General features: G+C 39.4%; 24 protein-coding genes, 1 pseudogene and 1 riboswitch. Of the genes and pseudogenes, 22 read left to right on the top strand and 3 right to left on the bottom strand.

All coding sequences use genetic code 11. From position 1 onward, the window contains the following. Positions 1–347: 347 nt before the first annotated feature. Both NST25_RS27610 and NST25_RS27605 read left to right on the top strand, forming a co-directional pair. Entirely contained in the window at positions 348–812 is a 465-nt protein-coding gene (locus NST25_RS27610) for a hypothetical protein (RefSeq protein ID WP_076309008.1), read from the top strand. Between the two features lie 225 nt (positions 813–1,037). Then, positions 1,038–1,165: pseudogene (locus tag NST25_RS27605) on the top strand (glutathione-dependent formaldehyde dehydrogenase); the annotation flags it as partial. Between the two features lie 54 nt (positions 1,166–1,219). Here NST25_RS27605 and NST25_RS27600 read toward each other — a convergent pair. After that, a complete protein-coding gene (locus NST25_RS27600) occupies positions 1,220–1,894 on the bottom strand; it encodes a DUF4097 family beta strand repeat-containing protein (RefSeq protein WP_076309007.1) in 675 nt (224 codons plus the stop codon). 230 nt (positions 1,895–2,124) lie between these two features. Between NST25_RS27600 and NST25_RS27595 the strand changes: the two genes are divergently transcribed. The 11 genes from NST25_RS27595 to NST25_RS27545 all read left to right on the top strand — a co-directional run bounded on the left by NST25_RS27595 (position 2,125) and on the right by NST25_RS27545 (position 9,781). After that, positions 2,125–2,919 (top strand): MerR family transcriptional regulator, encoded by a 795-nt coding sequence (locus tag NST25_RS27595; RefSeq protein ID WP_076309006.1) that lies wholly within the window; start codon positions 2,125–2,127, stop codon positions 2,917–2,919. Between the two features lie 462 nt (positions 2,920–3,381). Then, on the top strand, positions 3,382–3,786 hold the full coding sequence (locus tag NST25_RS27590) for a GNAT family N-acetyltransferase (RefSeq protein WP_038573410.1): 405 nt from the start codon (positions 3,382–3,384) through the stop codon (positions 3,784–3,786). Between the two features lie 192 nt (positions 3,787–3,978). Next, complete coding sequence (locus NST25_RS27585; RefSeq protein ID WP_076309005.1) at positions 3,979–4,467, top strand: DUF2199 domain-containing protein; 489 nt, start codon at positions 3,979–3,981, stop codon at positions 4,465–4,467. A 500-nt stretch (positions 4,468–4,967) separates the two neighbouring features. Next, on the top strand, positions 4,968–5,186 hold the full coding sequence (locus tag NST25_RS27580) for a helix-turn-helix transcriptional regulator (protein ID WP_036681352.1): 219 nt from the start codon (positions 4,968–4,970) through the stop codon (positions 5,184–5,186). Next, positions 5,170–5,604, top strand: coding sequence for a hypothetical protein (locus NST25_RS27575; protein ID WP_076129794.1), 435 nt, complete (start codon positions 5,170–5,172; stop codon positions 5,602–5,604). Before NST25_RS27580 ends, NST25_RS27575 begins: the two co-directional genes overlap by 17 nt. Positions 5,605–5,662: 58 nt before the next feature. Continuing rightward, positions 5,663–6,034 (top strand): iron chaperone, encoded by a 372-nt coding sequence (locus tag NST25_RS27570; RefSeq protein ID WP_036681355.1) that lies wholly within the window; start codon positions 5,663–5,665, stop codon positions 6,032–6,034. 249 nt (positions 6,035–6,283) lie between these two features. Further along, entirely contained in the window at positions 6,284–7,258 is a 975-nt protein-coding gene (locus NST25_RS27565) for an aminoglycoside phosphotransferase family protein (protein ID WP_076186544.1), read from the top strand. Positions 7,259–7,274: 16 nt separating this feature from the next. After that, a complete protein-coding gene (locus NST25_RS27560; RefSeq protein WP_076186542.1) occupies positions 7,275–7,796 on the top strand; it encodes an AAA family ATPase in 522 nt (173 codons plus the stop codon). A 24-nt stretch (positions 7,797–7,820) separates the two neighbouring features. Then, complete coding sequence (locus tag NST25_RS27555) at positions 7,821–8,684, top strand: hypothetical protein (protein ID WP_076186540.1); 864 nt, start codon at positions 7,821–7,823, stop codon at positions 8,682–8,684. A gap of 41 nt (positions 8,685–8,725) precedes the next feature. Next, positions 8,726–9,226: a hypothetical protein gene (locus NST25_RS27550; protein ID WP_076186537.1), complete on the top strand. Its 501-nt coding sequence runs from the start codon at positions 8,726–8,728 to the stop codon at positions 9,224–9,226. A gap of 30 nt (positions 9,227–9,256) precedes the next feature. Further along, positions 9,257–9,781, top strand: a complete 525-nt coding sequence (locus tag NST25_RS27545) for a hypothetical protein (RefSeq protein WP_076186535.1) — start codon at positions 9,257–9,259, stop codon at positions 9,779–9,781. 55 nt (positions 9,782–9,836) lie between these two features. Here the strand turns inward: NST25_RS27545 and NST25_RS27540 are convergent, their stop codons facing one another. After that, positions 9,837–10,670 carry an AraC family transcriptional regulator gene (locus NST25_RS27540; protein ID WP_076129799.1) on the bottom strand — a complete coding sequence of 278 codons (834 nt, stop codon included), beginning with the start codon at positions 10,668–10,670 and terminating at the stop codon, positions 9,837–9,839. A 170-nt stretch (positions 10,671–10,840) separates the two neighbouring features. On the opposite strand from NST25_RS27540, the gene NST25_RS27535 reads away from it, so the two are divergent. The 4 genes from NST25_RS27535 to NST25_RS27520 all read left to right on the top strand — a co-directional run bounded on the left by NST25_RS27535 (position 10,841) and on the right by NST25_RS27520 (position 19,789). Beyond that, the gene (locus tag NST25_RS27535) at positions 10,841–12,892 is read left to right on the top strand and encodes a beta-galactosidase (RefSeq protein ID WP_076129800.1); all 2,052 of its coding nucleotides are present in this window, start codon (positions 10,841–10,843) and stop codon (positions 12,890–12,892) included. A 71-nt stretch (positions 12,893–12,963) separates the two neighbouring features. Beyond that, positions 12,964–13,072: riboswitch (TPP riboswitch) on the top strand. A 103-nt stretch (positions 13,073–13,175) separates the two neighbouring features. Beyond that, entirely contained in the window at positions 13,176–14,918 is a 1,743-nt protein-coding gene (thiC, locus tag NST25_RS27530) for a phosphomethylpyrimidine synthase ThiC (RefSeq protein ID WP_340392915.1), read from the top strand. An 85-nt stretch (positions 14,919–15,003) separates the two neighbouring features. Continuing rightward, the gene (locus NST25_RS27525; protein ID WP_340392914.1) at positions 15,004–15,990 is read left to right on the top strand and encodes a phosphotransferase; all 987 of its coding nucleotides are present in this window, start codon (positions 15,004–15,006) and stop codon (positions 15,988–15,990) included. 253 nt (positions 15,991–16,243) lie between these two features. Next, positions 16,244–19,789 carry an alpha-amylase family glycosyl hydrolase gene (locus tag NST25_RS27520; protein ID WP_340392913.1) on the top strand — a complete coding sequence of 1,182 codons (3,546 nt, stop codon included), beginning with the start codon at positions 16,244–16,246 and terminating at the stop codon, positions 19,787–19,789. Positions 19,790–19,880: 91 nt separating this feature from the next. On the opposite strand, the gene NST25_RS27515 is transcribed toward NST25_RS27520, so the two are convergent. Next, positions 19,881–20,804 (bottom strand): phosphotransferase, encoded by a 924-nt coding sequence (locus tag NST25_RS27515; protein WP_076282689.1) that lies wholly within the window; start codon positions 20,802–20,804, stop codon positions 19,881–19,883. A gap of 155 nt (positions 20,805–20,959) precedes the next feature. Between NST25_RS27515 and NST25_RS27510 the strand changes: the two genes are divergently transcribed. The 5 genes from NST25_RS27510 to deoD all read left to right on the top strand — a co-directional run bounded on the left by NST25_RS27510 (position 20,960) and on the right by deoD (position 26,110). After that, complete coding sequence (locus tag NST25_RS27510) at positions 20,960–21,841, top strand: aminoglycoside phosphotransferase family protein (protein WP_076282688.1); 882 nt, start codon at positions 20,960–20,962, stop codon at positions 21,839–21,841. A 249-nt stretch (positions 21,842–22,090) separates the two neighbouring features. Beyond that, on the top strand, positions 22,091–22,654 hold the full coding sequence (gene ahpC / locus NST25_RS27505) for an alkyl hydroperoxide reductase subunit C (protein ID WP_036681373.1): 564 nt from the start codon (positions 22,091–22,093) through the stop codon (positions 22,652–22,654). 14 nt (positions 22,655–22,668) lie between these two features. Next, positions 22,669–24,198, top strand: a complete 1,530-nt coding sequence (ahpF, locus tag NST25_RS27500; protein WP_076277814.1) for an alkyl hydroperoxide reductase subunit F — start codon at positions 22,669–22,671, stop codon at positions 24,196–24,198. Between the two features lie 257 nt (positions 24,199–24,455). After that, the gene (locus NST25_RS27495) at positions 24,456–25,277 is read left to right on the top strand and encodes a methyl-accepting chemotaxis protein (RefSeq protein ID WP_076129804.1); all 822 of its coding nucleotides are present in this window, start codon (positions 24,456–24,458) and stop codon (positions 25,275–25,277) included. Between the two features lie 116 nt (positions 25,278–25,393). After that, the gene (gene deoD, locus NST25_RS27490; protein ID WP_036681380.1) at positions 25,394–26,110 is read left to right on the top strand and encodes a purine-nucleoside phosphorylase; all 717 of its coding nucleotides are present in this window, start codon (positions 25,394–25,396) and stop codon (positions 26,108–26,110) included. Positions 26,111–26,320 lie beyond the last annotated feature (210 nt).

The following is a 26,320-nucleotide window of genomic DNA, read 5'->3' as shown; positions in this document are numbered from 1 at the left end:
TAACAAAGGACAGGATACCGAAGCACCTGCTCTTCAATAATTTCACCATACTTCGGCTACTCTTTGTAAGTGGATTGATCTGTGTCCATGTAGACTACACATTAAAAGACTTATTAGAACATAATATTACATAGAGGAGAATTGGAGATTATTGCGTAAGGAAATTAATATTATAGTAAACTGATGTTCACATGCACTTTAAAAGGTAGTATAATAAAATAAGGAAAATAATACATTTTTTAGTTTGATCTTTTCCTTTACGGACCTTATCCATTCGTTCAACATTTAAGTGAATATAATGTTTTGAAGTAGGAAATAATTTATTGGTATAGAAAGGGCGGGATAATATGTTTAAAAAAATATATTTAATAGCCTTTGCAGTGACTATTATTTCAGGAGTGGCATTAATATCAAATTCAAAAGCAGACACCTATCCAGAAATGGAAACCGTAAATAAGGCAGTTGAAAATCCTGTTAACACTAATTTTTCAACAAATAACGTAAAATCCGTAGAATCAGTAAAAAACGTAGAATCCGTAGAATCAAAAATCGCAAAAGGGTATTATAGTCAACTATATACACCTCATGGCATGTTCTTGCGAGCAGATAAACAAAGTATCTTTAAGGAATCGGAGATAGCAAGAAATTTAGATCAAATCGGGCCTAATACGAATCAACTAATTTTTGAAGGCGAGTTTTTTTTAAAAGTAGATGAATCAACATTTCTTAAATCGTATCCCAATTCGTTGATCTTAAATGAAACCTTAAATGAAACAGATGAAAACCCGATTAGACTGACGATGCTTCATTAAGCTAACTGGCAGGATAGTTTGAATATCCAATATACGGTATTATATTAATTATATCGATAGTAGTACTTTTTATATGCATCGGATACATTGAGTTCCAAAGGATGGTTCAAAACAGTCAAACAAAATCATGAAGGTATAAGCCGCTGTAATGCGGCTTATACCTTATTTTGATGGAATTCACTATCAAGCTTATATATTTTGGCCTTCGGGTACATCATAAGATAATCGATTTACGGGTCGGATCAACAACTTTATCAAGGTGATTTTCCATTACAAGACGGATATTTTATCGGTTATAGGCCGGTGGAATAGTCGAAGAGGTAGGACCAGAAGTTTCAAAAGTGAAACAGGGGTTATCCCTTTCAATATTGTATCTGACTTCATACGAGCTAATATTTAACTACTGGCTACTCAGAAAATTGTAAGGTAATATCGCCGTTATTTGTATAAGCAGATAATTTTTTTGAACCATTCTCTTTATTGGCAGGCAAATTGCTATCTCCTTTCTTTACCTTGCTTAAGATCGCGAAATCATCATATGGCCCTAGAATAGAACCGCTAATATTTCCGTTTTTTGTTTCAAGGGTTATAGCCGTCCCTACATTCAATTTGTCCAGTTGGATATTTCCGTTATTTATGTTTACTTCCACTGTCCCTAAAAACGCGATTGTTGGTAATACAATATTTTCATTTGATGTTTTTAATGTCAAATTTTTTAAAGTTGCATCAGGTATCCATACCTGAATAGTTCTGGTTACTTGCGAGTCTTTTCCTCCGATATAGTCGTTCCATTCCTTATTACTGTCACTTACCATTGACAGTTCTTTATCGTCAGATAGATCAATCTTGTAAAAATCTTTCTCACTTTCATAGTAAACAATATGAATTTGTTCATCTTTAGATTGGAGGATAGTTATTTTTTTGTCCTTTGCATCAATTGTTAAGGTATCAATCTTTTGGGCAGGGATGATGTAATTTTTTTTCTCCATGGAAGTGGAGTGGGAGGAGCATCCTGCCAATGCTATCAATAGTGTCACCAATATGCCTATAGTAGTTAGTAATTTTTTTGCAGTACTTTTCATTATAAAATGCTCCTTCGTTAAATCATTTTTCTTTTTAATATAGCCAGTCCTACGAATACCAAACCTAAGCTGCTCTGCAAAAAAATTGCGATATGCAACAAAGTATTAGAGTTGAACATAATCATCTTGAAAAAGTAATAAATCCATTTTTGTATTTCGTTGCGTTTATCAGTCGCATATGTTTTAATCATCATAAACTTTTGTGTTACAAAAAGGTCAAGAGGGTAGATATGAACAACTATTTTACAATTAAGCAAGCAGCAGAAATCGTAGAGACGACCAGTGAGACCTTGCGGCACTATGATCGTATTGGATTAGTCAAGCCATGCCATAAAGATGAATTGTCGGGATATCGATACTATTCCGAGCAGGAGCTCGTAAAGCTGCAAACCATTGAACTGCTCAAAGCAATGGATCTTACTTTAATGGATATTAAAGATATATTGCAGCAGAATGATCTCTCTAAAGTAATTGAATTTCTAAAACAGGCAGAAAAAAGAGCAGACGATAAAATTGCTCGTCTGCAGTATGCAAAATCGAAAATTAAACGTGCCTATCTACATTATGAAAATAAGTTCCACAACGGTTATAGTCAAAGTGAAAATTACTTTGTCAGAAACATAGAGGAAAGGGTAATTATGCTTTCGAATAAAATGGAAAGCCCCACACTTAAGAATTTATGGGACTATCACAGACATTTCTATCAACAAATTGAGACTTCTGTGCATTCACAATTTCTGTTTGAAGATATGGCGGGAATGTTCACGACTGAAGGAATAACACGGTTATTTGCTGTTTGCTTGAAATATCCGTCTTTAGAGGGGTTAACTGTGCTACCAGAAGGGGACTATCTGTGTGCAAACTGTACCGAAGAGAATAAGAATGCTGTATTACAAAATTTACTTGAAAGGGCAAAGACGGAATACGATGTGTGTCCAGATTTTGTTCTTCATAACATTATTGTGACTGGAATATTGCAGTGGGATTATCAGATACAACTGTTCATTAAAAAACGCACATGTTAGATTAAATACAAAGGAAAGGGTTTAGGAAAAGAAAATTGTTTGATTAAAAGTCGCTAATTTAGCGGCTTTTTTTGATTAAGGAAGCACGTTTCTTGCCCCAGGCTGAGGACAAGAATGTTATACTTCGCCGATTAGCTAAATATTTAACTATAGTTCAATGTTATCTATTTAGCTAACTGGCAGATTAACGCTATAAGTCTTAGGAATAGTATGCTTAAGTGAAAAAAGTATTCTCATGAATTCTCTAATGTGAATAAATACAAATTCCACTGCAGTTAATCCATTTTCTATACATATTTTTATAGTATATTGAGGTAAATAAAGTGATTATTCACTTTGATAAATCCGAAATTGCTTTGTCGGTATTATTTTATGGCTTCGTAAGGATTGCAAAACCATCGAAATATGGGAGTTTAAAACAGATGTGTGCCGTAGTTAGTTTTATGAAAGGAAGGTGTAGGGGTGAGTATTTATTACGCTTCAAGCAAAGAGGATATCACTAAGGATGCACTCCAAGAGTTATTTCTTTCGGTAGAATGGGAGTCTGGCAAGTATCCAAACGAGCTTTTACAAGCAATCGGAGGGTCTCATTCAATTGTTACCGCTTGGGAAGGAGGAAAGCTTGTCGGTTTAATAAATGCTTTGTCAGATGGTGTTTTAACGGTATATTTTCATTATATGCTTATTAATCCGAGTTATCAGAGTATAGGTATAGGTAAGGAAATGATGAATATAATGCTTGATAGATATAAAGGGTGTAAAACAAAGGTATTAATTTCTTATCCGCATGCAGTGGATTTTTATAATAAGTTTGGCTTTAATACAGAGGATGGAGCTACACCAATGTTTATCTCAGAGTTGATATGATTAAAATAACGGATCACGATAGTTTAATCGCAACAAGAAGGCAGCCGATCCGAGGATCAGCTGCCGTTTTTATTGAAGTAAAGGGGCAGGATAACTCAGTAATTTCGCGAATACTCAAAAGATGGAATTATCACAAAGCTCCCGAATAAGACGTTATAAGAAATCGGCGAGAAACTATAAGGAGCAGAAAACATGAAATGCCCTCACTGTAACAACGAATTAAGTGAACTTCCTTTATGTTACGGAAGTGAAGCACCATATTATTTTTACACTGTACCAGAAGAGAAAAGAACAGAATTAATTAGAGATTTTTGTGTAATTGATGAACAGCATTTCTTTATTAGAGGCCATATTGAAATACCAATAATCGATAGCAAAGAGAAATTTATATGGAGTGTGTGGGTTTCTCTTAGTGAAGAAAACTTTCTGAAGTCTAATGAATTATTGCACGTAGAAGGAAGGGAGACGGAAGAACCTTATTTTGGTTGGTTATCGACTGAACTTTCAATATATCCAATAACTACATTATCGTTAAAGACAATGGTGCATACACAAGAGGTTGGTGCTGTTCCGTTAATAGAATTAGAACAAACGAATCATCCACTTGCAGTTGAACAAAGAGAAGGAATTACAATGGAGAGAGTTAAAGAAATTGCTCATTTAATAAACCATAGTAAGTAAGAGAAAAATTTGAATCTATAGTCGAAGAAGCTGCCGACAGCTTATTAAATCATATCTACGCCAACAGACACCCCTGCAAGGCTAAACTCGGTGCGTAATGTCGTTTAAGCTAACAGGAGACTTTTGTTCAATGAAACAGAGACAGTCTTAATATTTTATTTTCTGCTGACAATGACACTTTTTTATCCAAAAGGCAAACTTTCGGAGGGTATATTCTTGAGGCAGACTAAGCTAACTGAAGTGTTTTTTTATAAGTTGTCGCCCGTGAAACACTCAACGTCACCCGTACTCCTATTAGGGAGTTAACGAGTGGCGTTTTTTCATGCCCGATTCTACAGATGTAGTATCAACAAGGCGTGCCCTAAATCATTACACCTATAAAGATCACGGGTTAAATTGCAATCAACTTCAGCTGATGGAAAGTTAGCTTTACATGTATAATCCAATATGTTATTCTTACGGAAAGTTAACTTTCCATAATTGCTTCAGGAGGTAAGATATTGAAAAACAGGCTTGAAGAGATTAGAAAAGAAAAGGGCATTAAACAAGAAGAACTAGCGGATAAATTGGAAGTATCCAGGCAAACGATTGGTTCACTTGAAAATGGCCGGTATAACCCATCCATCATTCTTGCATTTAAGATTGCGCGATTTTTTGAAATGAGTATTGAAGATATTTTCATTTACGAGGAGGAGCTGGGTAATGAAAACGGCAAGTAAATGGGTGCTCTTAACAATTGCAGGTGCTATTATGGTTTATATGGGTGGATTTATTTTAACTGACGAGAAGCTAAAAGGAATTTCCGGTTTGCTCATTGGTGTGGGTTCAGTCCTTGCAGTGCTTGGAGTAGGAAATATGGTGTATTCGTTATGGCTTAATAAGCCCCAGAACAAAATAAAGAATGATGAGAAAGTTAGAATGAGTAAAATTGAGGCTAATGATGAACGGAAAATAAGAATAAGAGAAAAAGCGGGTTGGAAAACTAATATTGTTAACTTTTACATCCTAATGGCTCTAACTGTTGTATTTAGTTTAATGGGAGTAGATCAAACTGTAGTCACTGTGTTATGTGGTGTTTTTGTTTTTCAAATCTCCTTAGGAATCTTCCTGTTTAATTATTATGCTAAGAGAATGTAATTGGAATGACGTAACATCAATTAGAATATTCGAAAATATTTTGTTAGGAGAGAATGACATGGAAGTATTTGCAGAATATTTAGCGCAGATTGATAACCCGCAACATAGGGAAAGAATGGAAGAGGTTTTAGCTTGGGTAGCTGGAAAATTTACTGATTTAAAGCCAAAAGTTGCGTGGAATCAGCCTATGTTTACCGATCACGAGACTTTTATTATTGGTTTTAGTGTATCCAAACATCATTTGGCGGTTGCCCCTGAAATTGCAGGAATTAATCGTTTTTCTGATGAAATTGTGCAGGCAGGTTATGATCACACCAAGCAGTTGTTACGCATCCGGTGGGAAAGTCCAGTTGATTTCTCATTACTTGAAAAAATGATCGAGTTTAATATTTTGGATAAGGCAGACTGTTCAACTTTTTGGCGGAAATAAAACGTATTATTTAGCGTTTAATTCATTTTAAGCAAATTTATATGTGGAAGCACCGGAAGACAAGTCACTTTTTATATGTGATTTGTCTTTTTATTTGAATTCTCAGCACGAAATATTCAATATTTTGGAAGGTGGATGGAATGTTGGAAGCGAATTTATACACGTTAGTTCAACCTGATGAATGATGAAAAATGGAAGTGAGACAAATGGCTGCTGTAGGCGAGAGCTAATTCAGATTGGAGGATGAAAATGCCACTAAACGATGATCAACTATTAGAGCTATTAAGAGGTCAGGGTATTCCTGAGATTCTTGAGATTAAAAGAACAAAACAAGAAATACGCAATCGAGCAGCACTCAATAAAATAGAAGTGTATACGAAAGACAATAAGGTTTTGTCGTTATTAGAGAAAATTACGAAGTCAGATCATATCCCATTTGAAAATACTATTTACAATCATTACTCTACCAAGGATGTATCCGTTCCGAGAGTCTTTTTTAATAAATATGATACAGTTGGACAAGAAGGGATATTGTTGATGGAAGATCTGACCCCGACACATAACAATTTAGCTGACTGGGAAGTACCTATTGAATCTGATAAATTAGCAAACATTATTGATGTGATCGCACAGTTTCATTCTGCTTCTTGGGAGACAAGCGAGTTAGCTCATCCCGAGCATTTGAAAAGTATAGAGCATTATTTAAAGCATATTTCGTATTTGGAGAGAGATTATCTGGCTTTTAGAAAGCACCAGACTTATAACCTTGGGGAAGAACAGTTTAGTATTTACGAGAAGTGTTTACTTAGCTTGCGTGAAAATGCCCAGAAACATATTAGTCGTATCTCCAGATATCAAAATACAACATGCATCCATGGTGATCTAAATGTTGGCAATTTATTATATCCGATGTTCAGCAGTTCAAGGCCGTGCATCATTGATCTTGAAGCAGTGAAGGTTGGGCTTTGTACCGAGGATCTCGTTATGTTATTTATCCACGATTTGTTTCATGGCAGTGAGGAGACTACACGTATTTTTGATCTGTATTTTCATTCAATTAACAATAAAATCAGGAGCGCATACACGTACACACAATTTGTGGAGGACGTTAGATTATCGATTATGGAAGGAATCTTTTTTCCAATAAAGTTATTTGTCCATGAAGGAATTAAGGATGAGGAGCTTATATGGAAATCGATATATGCTTATAAGAATCTATTCTGAAAGGAAGTGGCCCTCGTTGTTTTTTCTTCAGATGTCTGGATACCCCGGATCAGGGAAGTCTTCATTAGCCAGAGTAATAGCGCAGCATACTTCTGCTGTTATTCTTGATCACGACATTGTAAAGTCTTCTCTTATGGAATCACTTGGAGCAAACATTGGGTTCAAGGAAGTTGGAAAAATTTCGTATGACATTGAATGGGCTTTGATAGATTTCCACTTATCTCAAGGTCATAATGTTATACTCGATAGCCCTTGTTTATACTCTGAAATGATAGAGAGAGGATTGAATCTGACCCGGAAATATAATGTGGAATATAAATATGTAGAATGTCTATTAAATGACTATGATGAGCTCAATAATAGACTGCGAAATAGAAAAAGAATGATTAGCCAGATTGAAAGAGTGCCTTCTGAAGAGACATTGCTAAAAACTATTGAAAATGCTAAAAAGCCATCTAATGTCAGAATACATATTGTTAATACAAAGGAACCGATTGAATCCTATATTAAAAGTGTCATTGAATACTTAAATACTTAGCCTAAATTTTGAGGAGGGGAACAGATGGATTTTGAGAAAGCAGCCCATTTCATTTGGACACATGGCAGATTATTAGAAAGAAGGGTTTTTGAATATATTTTCCACGGTGGATCAATGAGCAATATTATGACTTCACTAACAGCCTACCAAAACGAAGATGGTGGGTTTGGAAATGCAATAGAGCCGGATTTACGGGTACCCGGTAGTCAGCCACTTTTCATGGAATTTGCACTACGTTTTTTATATGACTGTAACATAAAAGACGAAGAACTTTCTCAAAAAGCATGTGATTATATTTCAAAGCATGCTGATTTAAAAAAAGGTATTCCAACAATATTTCCTTCATCAGCAAACTATCCAAGAGCAGAACATTGGAGTAACCCTCTTTCTACAGAGCCATCATTTAGCAGACTTACTGGTCTTGTCGGGCTTCTTAAGTGGCAAGGGATAGAACATTCCTGGCTTGATAAAGCGACAGAAATTTGTTTGGAAGATATTCACGCACAAGCATATGACGATGCGCATACAATTTTGACTGCATTTTATTTATTGGAAAGCCTACCTCAATCGGATTATATCAAAGGATTATTTCAAAAATTATCTAAGGAGCTTATTACTGCCAACTTCTTTTGTATGGATGCCGCATCCCACAGTTATGGACTCTCTCCTCTAGAATTTTCGCCATCACCCACTTCTTACTGTAGCAGCATATTTTCTGATGAAACCATTCTTGATCACTTAAAAGTATTAGAACACCAACAGGAGGATGATGGAGGATGGCAGATAACATGGGAGCCTCCCGGTGAAACAGCGAGGTTGGAATGGAGAGCCTATAAGACGCTAAAGAGTTTGATGATACTAAATTCATACAATAAGATTAATCTATGAGACTATTAAGGAGGTAATAAACACTCCAAGGAGAGGAACCTATGAACAAATTAAGGGCAATCATAGTTCCGTTATTCTTAATCTTTTTATTGGGATGTAGTAAGGAGCAAATTAGCGATAATTCAAAAAAAGAATATAGCAAAGCTGAACAATTTATTACCGATATGGGCTATCTGATCATTAGTAATGAAGGAATTGTTTCTGAATATTTATTAGATAAAAAACTGCTGACGGAAATGCCATACATACAATATTGGAGTGTTCAAAGTGTTGATCCAATCAATTATATAGGCAAGGAAATAACTACAAGTAAGTTCATCGTTAAAAACCACCCCTTAGATAATGAGAAGGATAATACAAAAAAACAAACCCTGATTTTTCTGCTAGAAGCAGACGATGAAGTGATAGGAGGCTATAGTTTTCCTGATTTCGCTGAATTACATATGGGCTGGGTTTATACCATTGATGGGAATACACTCGAAGAATTGACCGGAGAAGCTTTCCCGAAATGGTCTAAGGAGTGGAATTTAAGATATAAATAATGGCTGGGGAGTATTTATAAAGGAGCAGATATGAAAAAACTAATCCTAGTACTTGTAGCTGTGGTTATTATTTCGAATGCGATATGGAGTTATTTATATTTCAATAAAGAGGTCGAAACAAATTTAAACACTGGTGTTCAAGTATATACGCTTAAGGGTACAGGGGATACATGGGATGTTTTAGATTACAAAGTAATAATTTCATCTAACAAAATTTTACGAGGACACGGGAAGTTAGTGTTCAAGGGAGACCCAAGCGCTTTAGTGAATAGTAGCTATTATAAGTATGAAGTCAATGAAAAAAACAATAATAATAAGGATGAAACAGTTCTTGTAAATGAAGCTAGGTCAACGGATGGACCCGTTTCAATATTAAGTAACACTGATATCGGGTCTATAACTGGTCCATATTTATATGACGAATTAAATAAAAATAGACAAAATTATGAAAATACCACTTTATCTATTACATGGAATGATAATGAAGGGGAGCTTCATTCCGAAACAATAAGTCTAGATATTGAGAGTGAAATTTCTCTTAAGGATGATCTTTAAGGGTGATAAATCCAAGAGACTAAGATTGAATCTCTACGGACTGAAGGAAGATCCTCTACGCCCCAAAAGCCTGCCGGTACTTCACAGGAGACATGCCTTCAAACCTTCTGAACACTTTAATGAAATAGCTGGACTGGGCAAAACCGGACTGAGTAGCAACCTGAGCAATGGAGAGTCCTGTGGAAACTAGTAAAAGCTTGGCTTTAGCCAGCCGACAATCGGTTAAATAACGGTTAGGTGTTTTACCCATAACCACCCGGAACAGCCTTAGAAAATGATAGCTGCTGTACCCGGTCAATCTTGCCATCGATTCCAGAGACCAAGGGCTGGCACATTCGACATGAATGATATCTGCAGCACTGCGGATGGACTGCCTAACCTCGTGCGGTACTGAGCCGTGAAGCGGCTCGGAGTTCTGCAGCAATTTTACTAGAAGCTCATACAGCAGAGCAGATAGTCTTGGCTCGCTACGGGTCACGTAGGAAGCGCTTAGTATATACATTTCCTCGAATAGTTCGTCCAGCTTAGCATCCAAATCAAAAGTGAACAGGTATGCACGAGACTGGTCCACTTCTTCTAATAAGGGAAGGACAATTTCAGTGTTAAAATGAACCCAGCGGACATCCCAAGGCTCGCCTGGGTCAGAGCCGTATTGCTGATAAGCCCCTTTAGGGTACAGAAAACCTCGTCCTCTACTCATCGGAATACGTTCGCCCTCATGGAATACATAACCCTCCCCACCAAAGATCAAATGCAGGTTATAGCTCCCCAGAAACCCTTCGCTTCTTCTCTCTGTATGTTGTGGAAAGTGAGTGTAATGTCCCAAAAATTCAGGATAACAGACATATTTCGAAAAAGCCGGTGTCGGCAAATACCATTGTTTCTTCATGTTTGGCAGCACCCATTTCTGTAGCGCAACAGAGCGCAAGTTGGATTAAGGCAATGAACGCAAGATTATTATATGATAGCAATATTTTGTTATATAAGACCTCTTATTATTGATACTACAATAGAATTATAAAATATTGAAAGCATATTTTTAATACTTTGGAGGTAATGATGAAGAAACCTGTCGCAACTGAAAAATTCGAGCTTGGCGTTTGTTATTATCCGGAGCACTGGCCAGAAAACATGTGGGAGGACGATTATCGCCGGATGCGTGAACTCGGCTTTACGATCATTCGGATGGGGGAGTTTGCTTGGTCTATTTTTGAACCGGCAGAAGGGCAGTTTCAGTTCGGGCTCTTTGATCGGGCGATTGATCTAGCACATAAATATGGTCTTCAGGTTGTACTTGGTACTCCGACGGCGACGCCTCCAGCTTGGTTGACTGATAAGTATCCCGAAGTTTTAAATGTAACCTACGAAGGTGTTACACTTCAGCATGGCATGCGCCGTCATTATAATTACAGCAGTCCTAAATACCGGGAACTGTGTGCACGTATTGCAGAACAAATGGCTGAACATTACGGCAATCATCCGGGTGTAGTTGGCTGGCAAATTGATAATGAGCTCAACTGTGAGATCAGTGAATTTTATTCGGAGAGTGACCATAAGGCTTTCCGGGAATGGCTACAGCAGAAATATGTTACACTTGAGCATTTGAACGAGGCCTGGGGAGCTGTTTTTTGGAATCAAAGCTATAGTGACTGGTCTCAGGTCTATCTTCCACGTCCGACTCCAGTACCTAAGCAACCCAATCCTCATCAGGCATTGGATGAAAAACGGTTTATTTCGGACAATACAATTTCTTTTGCCAAAAACCAAGCGGATATCATCCGTAAACTTGCCCCTAAGCAGTGGGTAACCACGAACGGTCTGTTCGGGCATCTCGATAGCCATGAAATGACGGATGAACTGTTGGATTTCTTCAGCTATGATTCCTATCCTCAGTTCTCTACTATTTTTTATGACCCGAATGAGCGGAATCCGCTGAATGATAGAGGCTGGGGACTGTCGTTATCTGTTGTTCGTTCGATATCCCCGAATTTCTGCATTATGGAGCAGCAGTCAGGCCCGGGTGGCTGGGTGAACCGGATGGATATGCCTTCTCCAAAGCCCGGGCAGATGCGGTTATGGACTTATCAGTCGATCGCTCATGGAGCAGATATGGTGTTATATTTCCGCTGGCGGACAGCTACGATGGGCAATGAAATTTATTGGCATGGAATCAATGACTATCATAATCAGCCTAACCGGAGAGTGCGGGAAGCGGGGCAGATCGGTCAGGAGCTGGCAGCAGCAGGTCATGCGTTTGTCGGTACTCGTAATCAGGCTAACATTGCTATTGTACGTGATTATGACAATGAGTGGGATGGAGAATACGATGTTTGGCATGGCCCGTTTATGTGGAAGAGCAATAAGGAGTGGTACAAGGCGCTTCAGCGGAAGCATATCCCGAATGACGTACTCTATTTACGCAAAAAAACAACGCTGGAGGAGCTTGCAAGGTACGACGTGCTTATCTATCCTCACCCAGCGATTATGACAGATGAGACAGCAGCACTGCTGGATGAATATGTTCAGCAAGGCGGCAAACTGATCTTCGGCTGTAGAACTGGCTATAAGGATGAGCGCGGTCAATGTTATATGCGTCCTTTCCCAGGTGCTGCTAAGGATCTATGCGGGATCACAGTTGAAGAATTCACAATGGTTAAGGGCAGTCGTCAGCCAACAACAATTAGCTGGTCGGGCGTGACCGAAGTCGTTACAGGAGCAGATGACTTTAATGATATTCTCAAAATAGAGGAAGCTTCGGTTGAAGTGATGGCGGTTTACGCCTCTGATTATTATGCGGGAAAACCGGCGGTAACTAAAAATCGTCGCGGCAAGGGTGAGGTTTGGTATTACGGAGCCGTATTTAATGAACAGGCAGCGGCTGAGATCATAAATTTAATTGATCTACAATCGCCAGCAGATTGGCTGGAGCTCCCAGAAGAGGTAGAGCTGCAAGTCCGTACCGGAGCTTCTTCCAGTTATGCTTTTTTGCTTAATTATAGTGAGACTCCTGTCACGATCCATCTTCGTGAGACCAAAACAGATTTACTGAGCGGCACAACATTGTCGGGCGAGGTGCTTCTGGAAGGATTTGGGGTATTGGTGTTAAACTAACGTATACATTGATCTCACATTTGAGTAGATTTGGATAATTCTCTCTTTTCGGTTATACTTTGAAGTAGCAATTATATAGTCACGGGAGCTTGGTGGGACCAGGCTGAGAGGATAGTTATAACTATCGACCGTCAAACCTGATCTGGATAATGCCAGCGGAGGAAATGGAGCTCTATTTCTATTTGTCTACTCTAAGGCCGCATCTTATACAGATGTGGCCTTTTCTATGTGTGGGGAGTAGACCGTCTCCGCTTGATCAAATCACCTTATAGGAGGAATTGAGATGACAAGCGAATTGAACAACGATCCAATCAATCTATCAGCTTTTCCAGCAAGTCAAAAAGTGTATGTAAAGGGTTCACGGTCTGATATTCAGGTGCCTATGCGGGAGATCTCACTTAGTCCAACTGCGGGCATAGACGGCGAAGAGGAGAATGCCCCAATTCATGTTTATGACACAAGCGGGGCTTACACGGATGCTAATATTCATACTGATATTCGTCAGGGGTTAGAGCCCAATCGTCTAAGCTGGATTGAGGAACGAGGGGATGCAGAAGCGTACGAAGGAAGAACCGTGAAGCCTGAAGATAACGGGAATGCAACAGGAAAAGCTGTGGCGGAAGTGTTTCCAGCGCTCCATAGAAAACCTTTGCGAGCGAAAAAGGGGCGTAATGTCTCTCAAATGCATTATGCACGCAAAGGGATTATTACTTCGGAAATGGAATACGTTGCGATTCGTGAGAATGTGGCACCGGAATTTGTAAGAGATGAAGTAGCCCGCGGCCGCGCCATCATCCCAGCGAATATCAATCATCCAGAGAGTGAACCAATGATTATTGGACGCAATTTTTTAGTGAAGATCAATGCCAATATAGGAAATTCCGCAGTATCCTCATCCATAGAGGAAGAGGTAGAGAAGATGAGATGGGCCACCCGCTGGGGTGCAGATAATATAATGGATCTCTCAACAGGTAAAAACATTCATACGACACGCGAGTGGATCATCCGTAATTCTCCTGTTCCTATTGGAACGGTGCCTATCTATCAAGCGTTGGAAAAAGTGAATGGGAAAGCGGAAGATTTAACGTGGGAAGTATACCGTGATACGCTCATTGAGCAAGCGGAGCAAGGGGTTGATTATTTTACCATTCATGCGGGGGTTCTGCTTCGTTATATCCCGTTGACTGCACAACGTATGACAGGCATTGTTTCAAGAGGTGGCTCCATCATGGCGGCATGGTGTCTTGCGCATCATCAAGAGAACTTTTTATATACACATTTTGAAGAGATATGTGAAATCATGAAGCTGTACGATGTTTCTTTTTCCCTAGGCGATGGATTACGTCCGGGTTCGATTGCTGATGCGAATGATGAAGCACAATTTGCCGAGTTAGAGACGTTAGGTGAATTAACAGCTATAGCTTGGAGTCATGATGTACAGGTGATGGTAGAGGGTCCAGGACATGTGCCGATGCACTTGATTAAAGAGAATATGGATAAGCAACTTGAAACTTGTAACGAAGCCCCTTTTTATACATTAGGTCCACTGACTACAGATATTGCGCCTGGTTATGATCATATTACCTCTGCTATAGGTGCAGCGATGATTGGTTGGTTCGGTACAGCAATGTTGTGTTACGTAACTCCGAAGGAGCATCTTGGCCTGCCTAATAAGGAAGATGTACGTGTAGGGGTCATTACTTATAAAATAGCGGCTCATGCCGCAGATTTGGCGAAAGGGCATAAAGGAGCACAAGATCGGGATAATGCTCTTTCGAAAGCCCGTTTTGAATTTCGTTGGCGTGATCAATTTCATTTATCGTTAGATCCTGAGCGAGCGCTAGAATATCATGATGAGACATTGCCTGCGGAAGGCGCTAAAACAGCTCATTTTTGTTCCATGTGCGGGCCGAAATTTTGCAGTATGAAGATCTCTCATAATATCCGGAATACGACGAGAATTGAATCAGGAATGCAAGAGAAGGCGCAAGAGTTTCTCCAAGGCGGGAGCCTCATTTATAGATAACTTTTTCTGCTAAAAAGAAATATCTAAAAGAAGTCGTCATTGGCGGCTTCTTCTTTTATACTTTGAATAGATAGGAGTTGATGAAATGGAAGCGATTCGTTCAGAGGAAGCCATTTTAGAGGATTTAAGTAATAGTTTCTATCATTTTTTTGGATTGAAAGTCCTTCATGCTACCCCAATAAAACGTGGCTGGTTAAATCTTAAGTGGAAAATCACAACGGAATCAGGACCATTTCTACTTAAACAATACAACAAAAAAAGATATAAATTGTATAACCCAGAAGAACTGAGCTTCGCCTTTTCTCAACAGAAAAGATTGTATCTACAGGGACTCCCATGTCCCGAATTGTTGGCTTATAACCATAAAGTTTTACTGGAATCAGATATGGGAGAGACGTTTATGGTTATGGAATATTGTGAAGGGCGTGTCATAGAGCCGGGCAAAATTAACATCCTTCAAATGTTTGATTTGGGTCGTGCCACAGGTAAAATGCATCGTTTATTAAATGATGGGACCCTTAGTTTGAAAAGAACCCCACAATTTATTCCCCAAAGCCCTGAGGAACGTTTAGAACATTGGAATGTACTCCTACAACAATCAAAGGAAATGGGCAAAACTTCACTCATCACTGACCTAGAGATACAACTGAGAGCGACTGAAGAAATAGATCCGGAAATATTCGAAGGACTTGTAGCTGGATGGGCACATCGTGATTTATGGGTTGATAATCTTTTATTTCAAGATAGCCAATTGTCTGCAATTCTAGATTTTGATCGGTTCAAATATGATTATCCGCAGCTTGATGTAGCGCGAGCAGTGATGTCATGTGCTTTAGATGAAGATTTAGATGGAGCACTAGCTTCAGCATTTATTGACGGATATCGTGAGGAACGAACGGTGGAGCAGGGGTATTTAACAAAATCATTGCAGTTGTTGTGGTATATGGAAAGCCCGTGGTGGATTAATGCCGCGATGGACAAACATAGTGTACCTCCAAAACGTTTTGCAAAAGAAATGAATTGGCTGGCTAAGAACCTGAACAATTTACCTGCTATCTTAGGGAACTTATAGTGAAAACGATTGAATTATAGCCTAAAAGATGCATTGACCAGCAAAAGTTTGGCGCCTATAATCTTAACAAGGAAAATTCATCAGATATTGAACCGTTTGTAAACGCATACAATGAGTTTTTTCCTTATTATTCATTGAAGGAGGAGATTAAAACTATTAAGTATTTCTTTTTTTCTCATTTTTGCAAACGTTTGCACATCACGATGGGCTTAAAATCGTAAGCTGCACTTAAAATTATGAGGAGGTTATTTACTTGGTATCCAAACAATCCAGGCGTTATATTTCGTGGTTAATTATTTTTTCACTCATTTTTAGTTTATTTGGTTTATCGGGTGGAGCATCGGCCAGCAATACGGATCATACAGTCACCTATACCAATCCTACAGCGGCAGCTGTGACCTTACATTGGACTACGAATAACTGGGCTAATACTACGGACACGGTGATGACCAAAAATGGAACCACGTTCATCGCCAACCTCAATGTTCAGGAAGGCGCCACCCTAATTTATTGTTATCACATCACGGCTCCAACGGATAGTTGGGACAATAACGGCGGGAAGAACTGGACGGTTGTTATTCCGGTCGCCGGGAAATACGAAGCAGAGAGTGCATCCCTGTCTGGTGGTGCAAAAGTAAATACGAATCACACCGGATATTCGGGCACTGGTTTTGTTGATGGATATACAACTACAGGAGCAGCCACCACTTTTAACGTCCAGGCTTCCGCAGCAGGGTCCTATAATGCCACGCTTCACTATGCTAATGCATCCGGCAGTGCTAAAAAAGTGTCCATTTATGTCAATGGAATAAAGGTTACACAGACAACATTAGCCAACCTGACCAACTGGGATACATGGGCAGACCAAACAGAAACACTCTCTTTACAGGCAGGAAATAACACGCTTGCTTATAAATATGACTCGGATGATAGCGGGAATATTAATATCGACTATGTGACCCTTTCGGCCGGAGCTACACCAACACCAACGATAACTCCTACCTCAACAGTGACACCAACACCTACGGTAACTCCTACCCCAACAGTGACGCCAACACCTACGGTAACTCCTACACCTACGGTAACTCCTACACCAACAGTGACGCCAACACCTACCATAACACCCACACCAACGCCAACAGTGACGCCAACACCTACACCTACTTCAGCGGGGCTAACCGTTCACTTTAAGAAACCAGCAAGCTGGAATGCAGCGATCCGCATCCATTACTGGAATCTGAATCCGGCAACCGTTCCGACTAGTGGAGCATGGCCGGGGATACTGATGAAATCGGACGGGAACGATTGGTATAGCTATACTGTTCCAAATGCTACAGGGGCAAGCCTGATCTTTAATGACGGCAATGGCAAACAGACGGCTGACTTATCTCGCAGCGTAAAAGAGGGCTGGTATAACTCAGATAACGTATGGTATGACGCCAATCCAGACGTTCCTAAGGTTCCGGTGATAACCGTCTCTCCTGTGCCCAAAACCTATGATTCTGCCCAAACGGTGACCCTATCCAGTACAAATAGCGGCGATAAAATTTATTATACGACCGACGGATCAACACCTACGACAACCTCAACGTTGTATACGACTCCAATCCAAGTACCTTCTTCTTTGACTATCAAAGCATTCGGCGTTAACTCTATAGGGCAAGCGGGTAATGTAGGCTCTTTTGCTTATGTGATTGATCTGAATGCCGATTTGCAAGCTCCGATTATCACTGCGAATCTGCCTGTTGGGAATTCGAGCTCAGCGGTTTCCGTATCTTTTAATATAAAAGACAACAAGGCGGCAACAACCACAGCATATTACACAGATAATGGTACGGAACCAACAACGAGTTCAAAAGTCTATATTTCAGGCAATGCACTGACATCTCTTACCGGACCGTCTATCTTGATTAATAAGACGACAACCTTAAAATTCCTTGTGATCGATGGTGCCGGAAATGAAACTAAACAGAGTTTTGTTTATAACATTGGTAATAAGGGCGATTTTCGTGAAGATACGATTTATTTTGTAATCACTTCCCGGTTTTATGATGGTGATTCGAGTAACAATGAGCATGCATGGGAGGATGCCAAGGCAGGAAATCCGGACTCTGATCCAGCTTGGCGAGGGGATTTTAAAGGACTGATTCAAAAGCTCGATTACATTAAAGCACTAGGCTTCAGTGCCATCTGGATTACACCTGTGGTGCAGAATGCCAGCGGTTATGATTATCATGGCTACCATGCAATAAATTTTGCAAAAGTAGATCCAAGATATGAATCCGCAGGGGCATCTTATCAGGATTTGATCAATGCAGCACACGCTAGAGGGATAAAGGTTATTCAAGATATTGTCGTCAATCATACCGGTAATTTTGGAGAAGAAAATCTGTTCCCGATGTTCAAAAAAGATCCAACGGCGGCGGACACCGTGAGTAACATGCTCAAAATTACGGATAAGCTGCCAGCTAACTATGATTCCATGACCCCGGATCAGCAATATCAGGCAAGACTTGCCTTAATGAAGACTGCGGAGACTAACAATAATATTTACCATACGGAAAAAAGTCTTTCTTGGGAGTCTTACACCGTCCAGACAGGACAGATTGCGGGAGACTGTGTGGACTTAAACACAGAGAATCCTCTAGTGAATCAGTATCTAATCGACAGCTATAATCAATATATTGATATGGGTGTGGATGCTTTCCGGGTCGATACTGTAAAGCATGTAAGCCGGTATATTTTTAACAAATATTTTGTGCCGGCATGGAAAACAAGAGGGGGCTCAGACTTCTTTGTCTTTGGGGAAGTGGCTACTCGGTACAGAGATGTGTGGAACAGTGGAATTCCGGCGATATCAACACCATTTTATACTTGGAAAAGCTCAAAACCCTATCCAGGTGACGGTCAAAATGACTACGCTTCCAATAAGCTATCGGTGGAACAAGAGTGGGCAGATAACTCTACTACAGCAGGACAACCTACCTCGAACAATGCTTTTTTAACAGGAAATACTTATCATACGCCTGATTATTCGAAGAAATCGGGTATGGATGTTATTGATTTTCCAATGCACTGGGCCTTCAAGACTGCTCAGGAAGCATTTAGTATGAGAAGCGGTGATCAATTCTATAATGATGCTACCTGGAATGTAACTTATATTGACTCTCATGACTATGCACCTGACCAAGCACCAGAAAATCAAAGATTTGCCGGCACACAGGACACTTGGGCTGAGAATCTCGCGCTGATGTTCACCTTCCGAGGAATACCTGCGATCTATTATGGTTCTGAAATTGAGTTCAAAAAAGGATCAGTCATTGATGTAGGTCCAAATGCGCCGTTAAGTACAACAGGCCGTGCTTACTTTGGCGATCATATTGAGGGTAGTGTTACTGTTCAAGATTACGGTAAATATACCAATGCTACTGGCACACTTGCAGACTCGTTAAATTATCCTCTGGCGAAACATATCAGACAACTTAATTTAATTAGAAGAGCTGTTCCTGCTTTGCAAAAAGGCCAATATTCTACAGAAAATGTATCAGGTGATTTGGCATTTAAAAGAAGATACACTGATAGTAGCCAAGGAATCGATAGCTTTGCTTTGGTTACAATCTCAGGAAATGCAACATTCACTGGAATTCCTAACGGAACTTATGTGGATGCAGTGACTGGTGATACCAAAACCGTTACCAACGGTGTGATCACAATCAACTGCTCCGGTAAAGGAAATGCACGGGTGTATGTATTGAACGGTAGTGGTGGAATCGGAGAGTCAGGAACCTATTTGAAGTAGGACCTATATAAGTTAACAGAAATAGCCTCAGTTCGGGATGAACCCGTACTGAGGTTGTTTTTATATAGTACAGATTGAAACGTCAGTATTTTTACCCGTGTTTAATGCAAAGTTCTTGCCATTTCATAAGCCAACTATATTGTTCATCGCAGAATTCTTTGGATATACTTTGCAATCCTTGACACTGCACTATTCTTGAGATGATTTGAAAATGTCTGATCGCAATAAAATCGAAAAGAGCCTTAAACTCATTACTACTTATTGTACGTGTTGTACTATAACCCGAATAGAAACGTTCGTACAAACGCATGGTTTGATCATACATCGATTCATTTGAGTGATTAAAATCGGTAGCATCACACATGTATGCAACATCCATACTCGGATAATCACCCGAAGCATCATCGAAGTCCAAAAGAATATATTCACCGCACTCATTTCTGAGCATATTTCCTGTGTGAAGGTCACCGTGACAAAAGCTTTTGGGAAGCCTTGTGATACGTTCCCATAATTCATTGCCGTAATGATTTAGTTCAAGGATTTTTCCTGGGTCAAATTGGAGATCTTGCATATTGGAGATATAACCATCGATGTAATCGAATTTTGTTCTACGGATAAGCTTCTCGGGGTATCGCTCCATTAAGTTATGGAGTTTCCCGATCTGTGTCCCGATGCTCTTCGCCTCGATTTTACCATCGGGTGTTGCTCCCTCGACATAATCGTATAGTATTCCAACGCAGCTGCTAGCCTGACTACTGAGTATAATGTGGCTATCATTCTGTACAGTTCTAATCACAGAAACTGCTGGATATGAGTTAGCTTTTAAATAATCGAGGATGCGAACCGTCTGCAGAGCATCATCCGTTTTAAAGCTACGAAATATTTTGAACATATACTTTTTCTCTTGGTTCTGCAAAAAATACACCCTACCGATCATCTCACGATGAAGGCTGATATTCTCTATATTTATTTGATAGGAGTGTTTAATTTCATTGATAAGGCTATCATATTCCATATACAAAGATCTCCTTCTGATATATATCGAGCTATAAAAAAAGTATATTCTCTTTGTACTTTATAACTAATATATAAAGCTTACACATACCATATGTCACTAGAAAATATTTAAGACAACCAAATAATGCTTGTAAATCATGATTGGAGATATTTATGAATACTATAGACGTCGATTTAGTAGCAAGATTAATAAATGAACAATTTCCTGAATGGTCCGATTTAGAGATCAGACCTGTGAAATTCAGTGGGCATGATAATCGGACTTTTCATTTAGGTGAACAGATGAGTGTGCGATTACCAAGTGCAGTCGCTTATGTTCCTCAAGTGGAGAAAGAACAACAATGGTTACCTTTTTTAAAGAAAGGACTGACGTTACCTATTTCAACACCATTAGCGAAAGGGACACCTACCAAAGAATATCCCTGGCCTTGGTCTATTAATAATTGGCTAAAGGGAGAGACTTTATCCCATGAGAACATTAATGATCTCAATCAATTTGCGAGAGACTTGGGAAGCTTTTTAATTGAATTACAGTCTATTGATGCTAGTGGGGGACCTTTAGCCGGAGAGCATAATTTTTATAGAGGTGGGTCCTTAGCTGTATATGATGAGGAATCTAGAAATGCGATTGAGCATAATAAAGATATTTTTAATGAAGGTCTATTGAAAAAGATCTGGGAACTGGCATTAGACTCTGAATGGGAGTCAGAACCAGTTTGGGTTCATGGTGATGTCGCACCTGGAAATATATTAGTCAAAGACGGACAGCTTTGTGCAGTCATTGATTTTGGCATATTAGGGGTGGGTGATCCTGCTTGTGATGCTGCAATGGCGTGGACTTTTTTTGATCAGGCTAGTAGAAGGATCTTTAAAAAGGTATTAAACATGGATGCACAAACGTGGAATAGAGCAAGAGGGTGGGCTTTATGGAAAGCACTGATCACCTATAATGGAAATCGATATTATTCTAACCCAACAGTAGCGGAAGAATCCTTGAATATTATCAATCTAATAGTAGAAGACATCGAATTGTAGAAATTGAACTACATAAAACATGTAAACTAAACCATAATAGTCAATAAGCACGAATGAGCATCAGTCAGATGATAAAGTGTTGTATTTAAATCCGAAAGAAAGGAATTTGTATGAACATTTAGCGACTGACAACGATTATCATATTAGAATTATTATAAATAACTTGACAGGCCTTAATTTGGTTAATTATAATAATTATAAATAGTATCCACTCTATTCATAAATTAAACCCAAAGGAGATTAAACAATATGTCATTAATCGGAACAGAAGTACTACCATTCAAAGCAAGCGCATTTCAAGATGGGAAATTTATCGATGTTACAGAAGAAAACTTCAAAGGTAAATGGAGTGTAGTTTGCTTTTACCCAGCTGACTTCACATTCGTATGCCCAACTGAACTAGAAGATTTGCAGAACCAATATGAAACCCTCAAACAACTAGGTGTTGAAGTATATTCCGTTTCTACTGACACACACTTTACACATAAAGCATGGCATGAAAGCTCCGCAGCAATTGGCAAGGTGAAATACATTATGATCGGCGATCCTTCCCATGTGGTTTCCCGCAACTTTGATGTATTGATCGAAGCTGACGGTCTTGCTGATCGTGGTACATTCATCATTGATCCAGACGGTGTTATTCAAACTGTTGAGATTAATGCTGGTGGTATCGGCCGTGATGCTAGCGCTCTTGTTAACAAAATTAAAGCAGCGCAATATGTACGCAATCATCCAGGTGAAGTTTGCCCAGCGAAATGGTCGGAAGGTGCAGAAACTCTTAAACCAAGTCTCGATCTTGTAGGTAAGATTTAAGGAGCGAAAGCTAAATGAAACTAGATCAAGAAATAAAAGCTCAACTAGCGCAATACCTAGAACTCTTGGAAGGCGATGTAGTACTGAAACTCAGTGCAGGCGCTGACGAGGCATCACAAGAGATGACCGAACTAGTTGATGAAATTGCCAAAATGTCACCTAGGATTACGGTGGAAAGAACCGAACTGTCTAGAACCCCAAGCTTTAGTGTAAATCGTGTGGGTGAAGATACAGGCGTAACCTTTGCCGGAACTCCGCTTGGACACGAATTTACTTCATTAGTATTGGCTCTGTTGCAGGTTAGCGGAAGAGCTCCTAAGGTTGAGCAAAGTGTAATTGATCAGATCAAAGGCATTAGTGGTGAATATAAGTTTGAAACTTATGTTAGCCTGAGCTGTCATAATTGCCCTGATGTTGTACAAGCACTGAATCTTATGAGTATCTTTAATCCGGGCATTACCCATACGATGATTGACGGTGGAGTATTCAAAGAAGAGGTAGAAAGCAAAGAAATTATGTCTGTTCCAAGCGTCTACCTTAATGGTGAATTTTTCGAAAGTGGTCGTATGACGGTTGAAGAAATTTTAGCTAAAATGGGCAGCAGTGTGGACGCATCTGAGTTTGACAATAAAGCTCCATATGATGTGCTTGTTGTCGGCAGCGGCCCAGCTGGTGCAAGTGCAGCCATTTATGCGGCACGTAAAGGTATTCGTACAGGTATTGTTGCTGAACGCTTTGGCGGACAGGTTAACGACACGCTTGGTATCGAGAACTTTATTAGTGTGAAGTACACTGAAGGTCCTCAACTCGTAGCTAAACTTGAAGAGCAAGTAAAAGAGTATGGCATTGATGTGATGAAATTGCAGCGTGTCAGACGTCTAGACAAAAATGACTTAATTGAAGTTGAACTTGAGAACGGTGCTGTTCTAAAGAGTAAGACGGTCATTCTGTCTACAGGTGCTCGTTGGCGGAATATGGGCGTGCCTGGTGAAGCTGAATTCAAGAACAAAGGTGTAGCCTACTGCCCACACTGTGATGGTCCTTTGTTTGCAGGCAAAGATGTTGCAGTTGTTGGCGGCGGTAACTCAGGTATTGAGGCAGCTATTGACCTTGCAGGTATAGTGAAGCATGTAACGGTTCTGGAATTTGCTCCAGAGCTCAAAGCTGATGCTGTACTGCAAGATCGTCTCTATAGCCTTCCTAACGTTACTGTTCTTAAAAACGTGCAAACTAAAGAGATTACCGGAACTGATAAGGTAAATGGTATTTCTTATGTTGATCGTGCGACAGAAGAAACTCACCATGTTGAATTGCAGGGTGTATTTGTACAGATTGGTCTGGTTCCAAATACAGAATGGCTAGGTGACACAGTTGAACGTACTCGCGTAGGTGAGATTGTTGTAGATAGCCATGGTGCTACTAGCTTACCAGGAGTATTTGCTGCTGGTGACTGCACTAATAGTGCTTATAAACAAATCATTATCTCGATGGGATCCGGTGCAACTGCAGCGCTAGGAGCATTTGATTATCTGATCCGTAACTAATCGATATTGTTAGTAACAGCAAGAGAACGAAAGCCCTCACTTTTCACAAAGTGGGGGCTTTTTTTATCTTTTGTGAGAGAGAAATGGGTGTTTGTAAACTTTTTTGGAGGATTTTATGAAGATTTTCGCGAATACATATCTAAAATATGAATTAAGCAAAATTAAGGGTTTAGATTAAATGCATGTATGTAAGGCATGATCTGGTTAGACTTGGTGCGCTATAAATAACGTTTTGCTGGAATGGAGACTATATTTCTGTGATTAACAACATTGAATCGTTAGACAAATTTATCTCACTTATACCAATTATAAAATTATCTATCCCCGCTGATTTATCAATAGCGATATGTGATTTGGAACGGTTCGTTGCTTATTTTCCTGGCGACACCATAAATTTAAACATTAACGAAGGACAACCTTTACACAAAGAAGAACCACTTTACTTAGCGATACAAGAGAATCGTACCTTGAAGTCCGATGTTCCAGCCCACTTTTATGGATTTGAGTTTACAGGTACAGCAACACCTCTTCACGATCAAACGGGACAAGTCATTGGCGGGATTGCAGTTCAGATTCGAAGACAAAGTGAATTAAAAGCCATTGTAGAACAAATCTCGGAATCATTATCCCAAGCCAATGAGCAAATTAATAATATTTCCTATGGCGTAAGTTCACTTTCCGATCACTCTCAGGAACTACTCATTCAATCTCAGCAGGCTGGAAAAGATGTGGAGAATACAACAGAAGTCCTATCCATTATAAACAGGGTTGCTGATCAAACGAATTTACTTGGGCTGAATGCTGCAATAGAAGCAGCGCATGCAGGTGAGAAAGGTAGAAGTTTTGAAGTCGTAGCCAAGGAAATCCGGAAATTTTCAAGGGAAACCGTCGCCTCGACGCAAAACATAAATAAAACCATGTTACAGATTAAGGGAATTACGAATCAAATGGCTAATTCGATAGAGAAGATAGCAGCTATCGGCCAAGAACAGGCGGCATCTGTTCAGCATACTTCTACATTTATTGAGGAAATAAAGATAATGTCCCAAAAACTTAACGAGTTTGCTAATAAATTATAAAAAGAGATTCAGTAGCAGTATTTTTGTCGCAATAAAAGAAAATTTTAAACGTATATTTAAAATCATGAATGGTATAGTAAGATAGTAATGAGTAATCAACATAGGAGGAATAAATTATGTCAACGCCGCACAATGCAGCACAAAATGGTGAAATCGCCAAAACAGTATTAATGCCAGGAGATCCTTTGAGAGCGAAGTATATTGCAGAAACCTATTTGGAGAACCCAACCCAATTTAATACGGTACGTAATATGTTTGGATATACAGGAACTTATAAAGGCAAAGAGGTTTCGGTAATGGGTTCGGGAATGGGAATGCCAAGTATCGGTATTTATTCTTATGAACTATACAAAAACTATGGTGTGGAAAACATCATTCGTATCGGTAGTGCTGGAGCATATACTGATAAATTGAATTTATTTGACGTGGTGTTGGCGGATAGCGCGTGGAGTGAATCTACATATGCCTATGTGCAAAGCGGTGTAGAAGGAGATATCCAGCTGCCAAGTAAAGAATTGAACGAAGTCATTGAAGCAGCGGCTACACGTATTAACAAGCCAGTTCTGACGGCGAGAATTCATTCCAGCGATGTATTCTATCATGAAGACAATGTGCCTGGAGTTAATGAATTTTACAATGAACATGGCTGTGTTTGTGTAGAAATGGAGAGTTATGCGTTGTTCCATAATGCGAAAGTGTTAGGTAAACAAGCTGCATGTATTCTTACCATTTCCGATTCGTTAGTTACTCATGCTGTAACCACGGCAGAAGAAAGACAAAATTCTTTCAACGGCATGATGGAAGTAGCTTTAGAAGCAGCGATTTCTATTTAATAAAAAAGATTAAGCAGCTTAAAAAGTTCTACGAGAAAAAGCTTGAAAGCCTATTAAATTCAGGATTAAGTCCTGATATTTAATAGGTTTTTTTCTCATTTGTAAGGTTGTGGAAATGGATAGGTGAAGCGTGTAAATTATTGTTGTTTTTAATCAAAATTTAATGTTAAATTCGTAATAATTCTCTCGGATTATACCGATATAAAAATC

The sequence above is a fragment of the Paenibacillus sp. FSL E2-0190 genome (genome assembly GCF_037992965.1).
In the GTDB taxonomy this organism is placed as follows: Bacteria; Bacillota; Bacilli; order Paenibacillales; family Paenibacillaceae; genus Paenibacillus_AQ; species Paenibacillus_AQ odorifer.
Note: the sequence above shows the minus strand (reverse complement) of the source record. Positions and strands in the feature narration are given on the sequence as shown.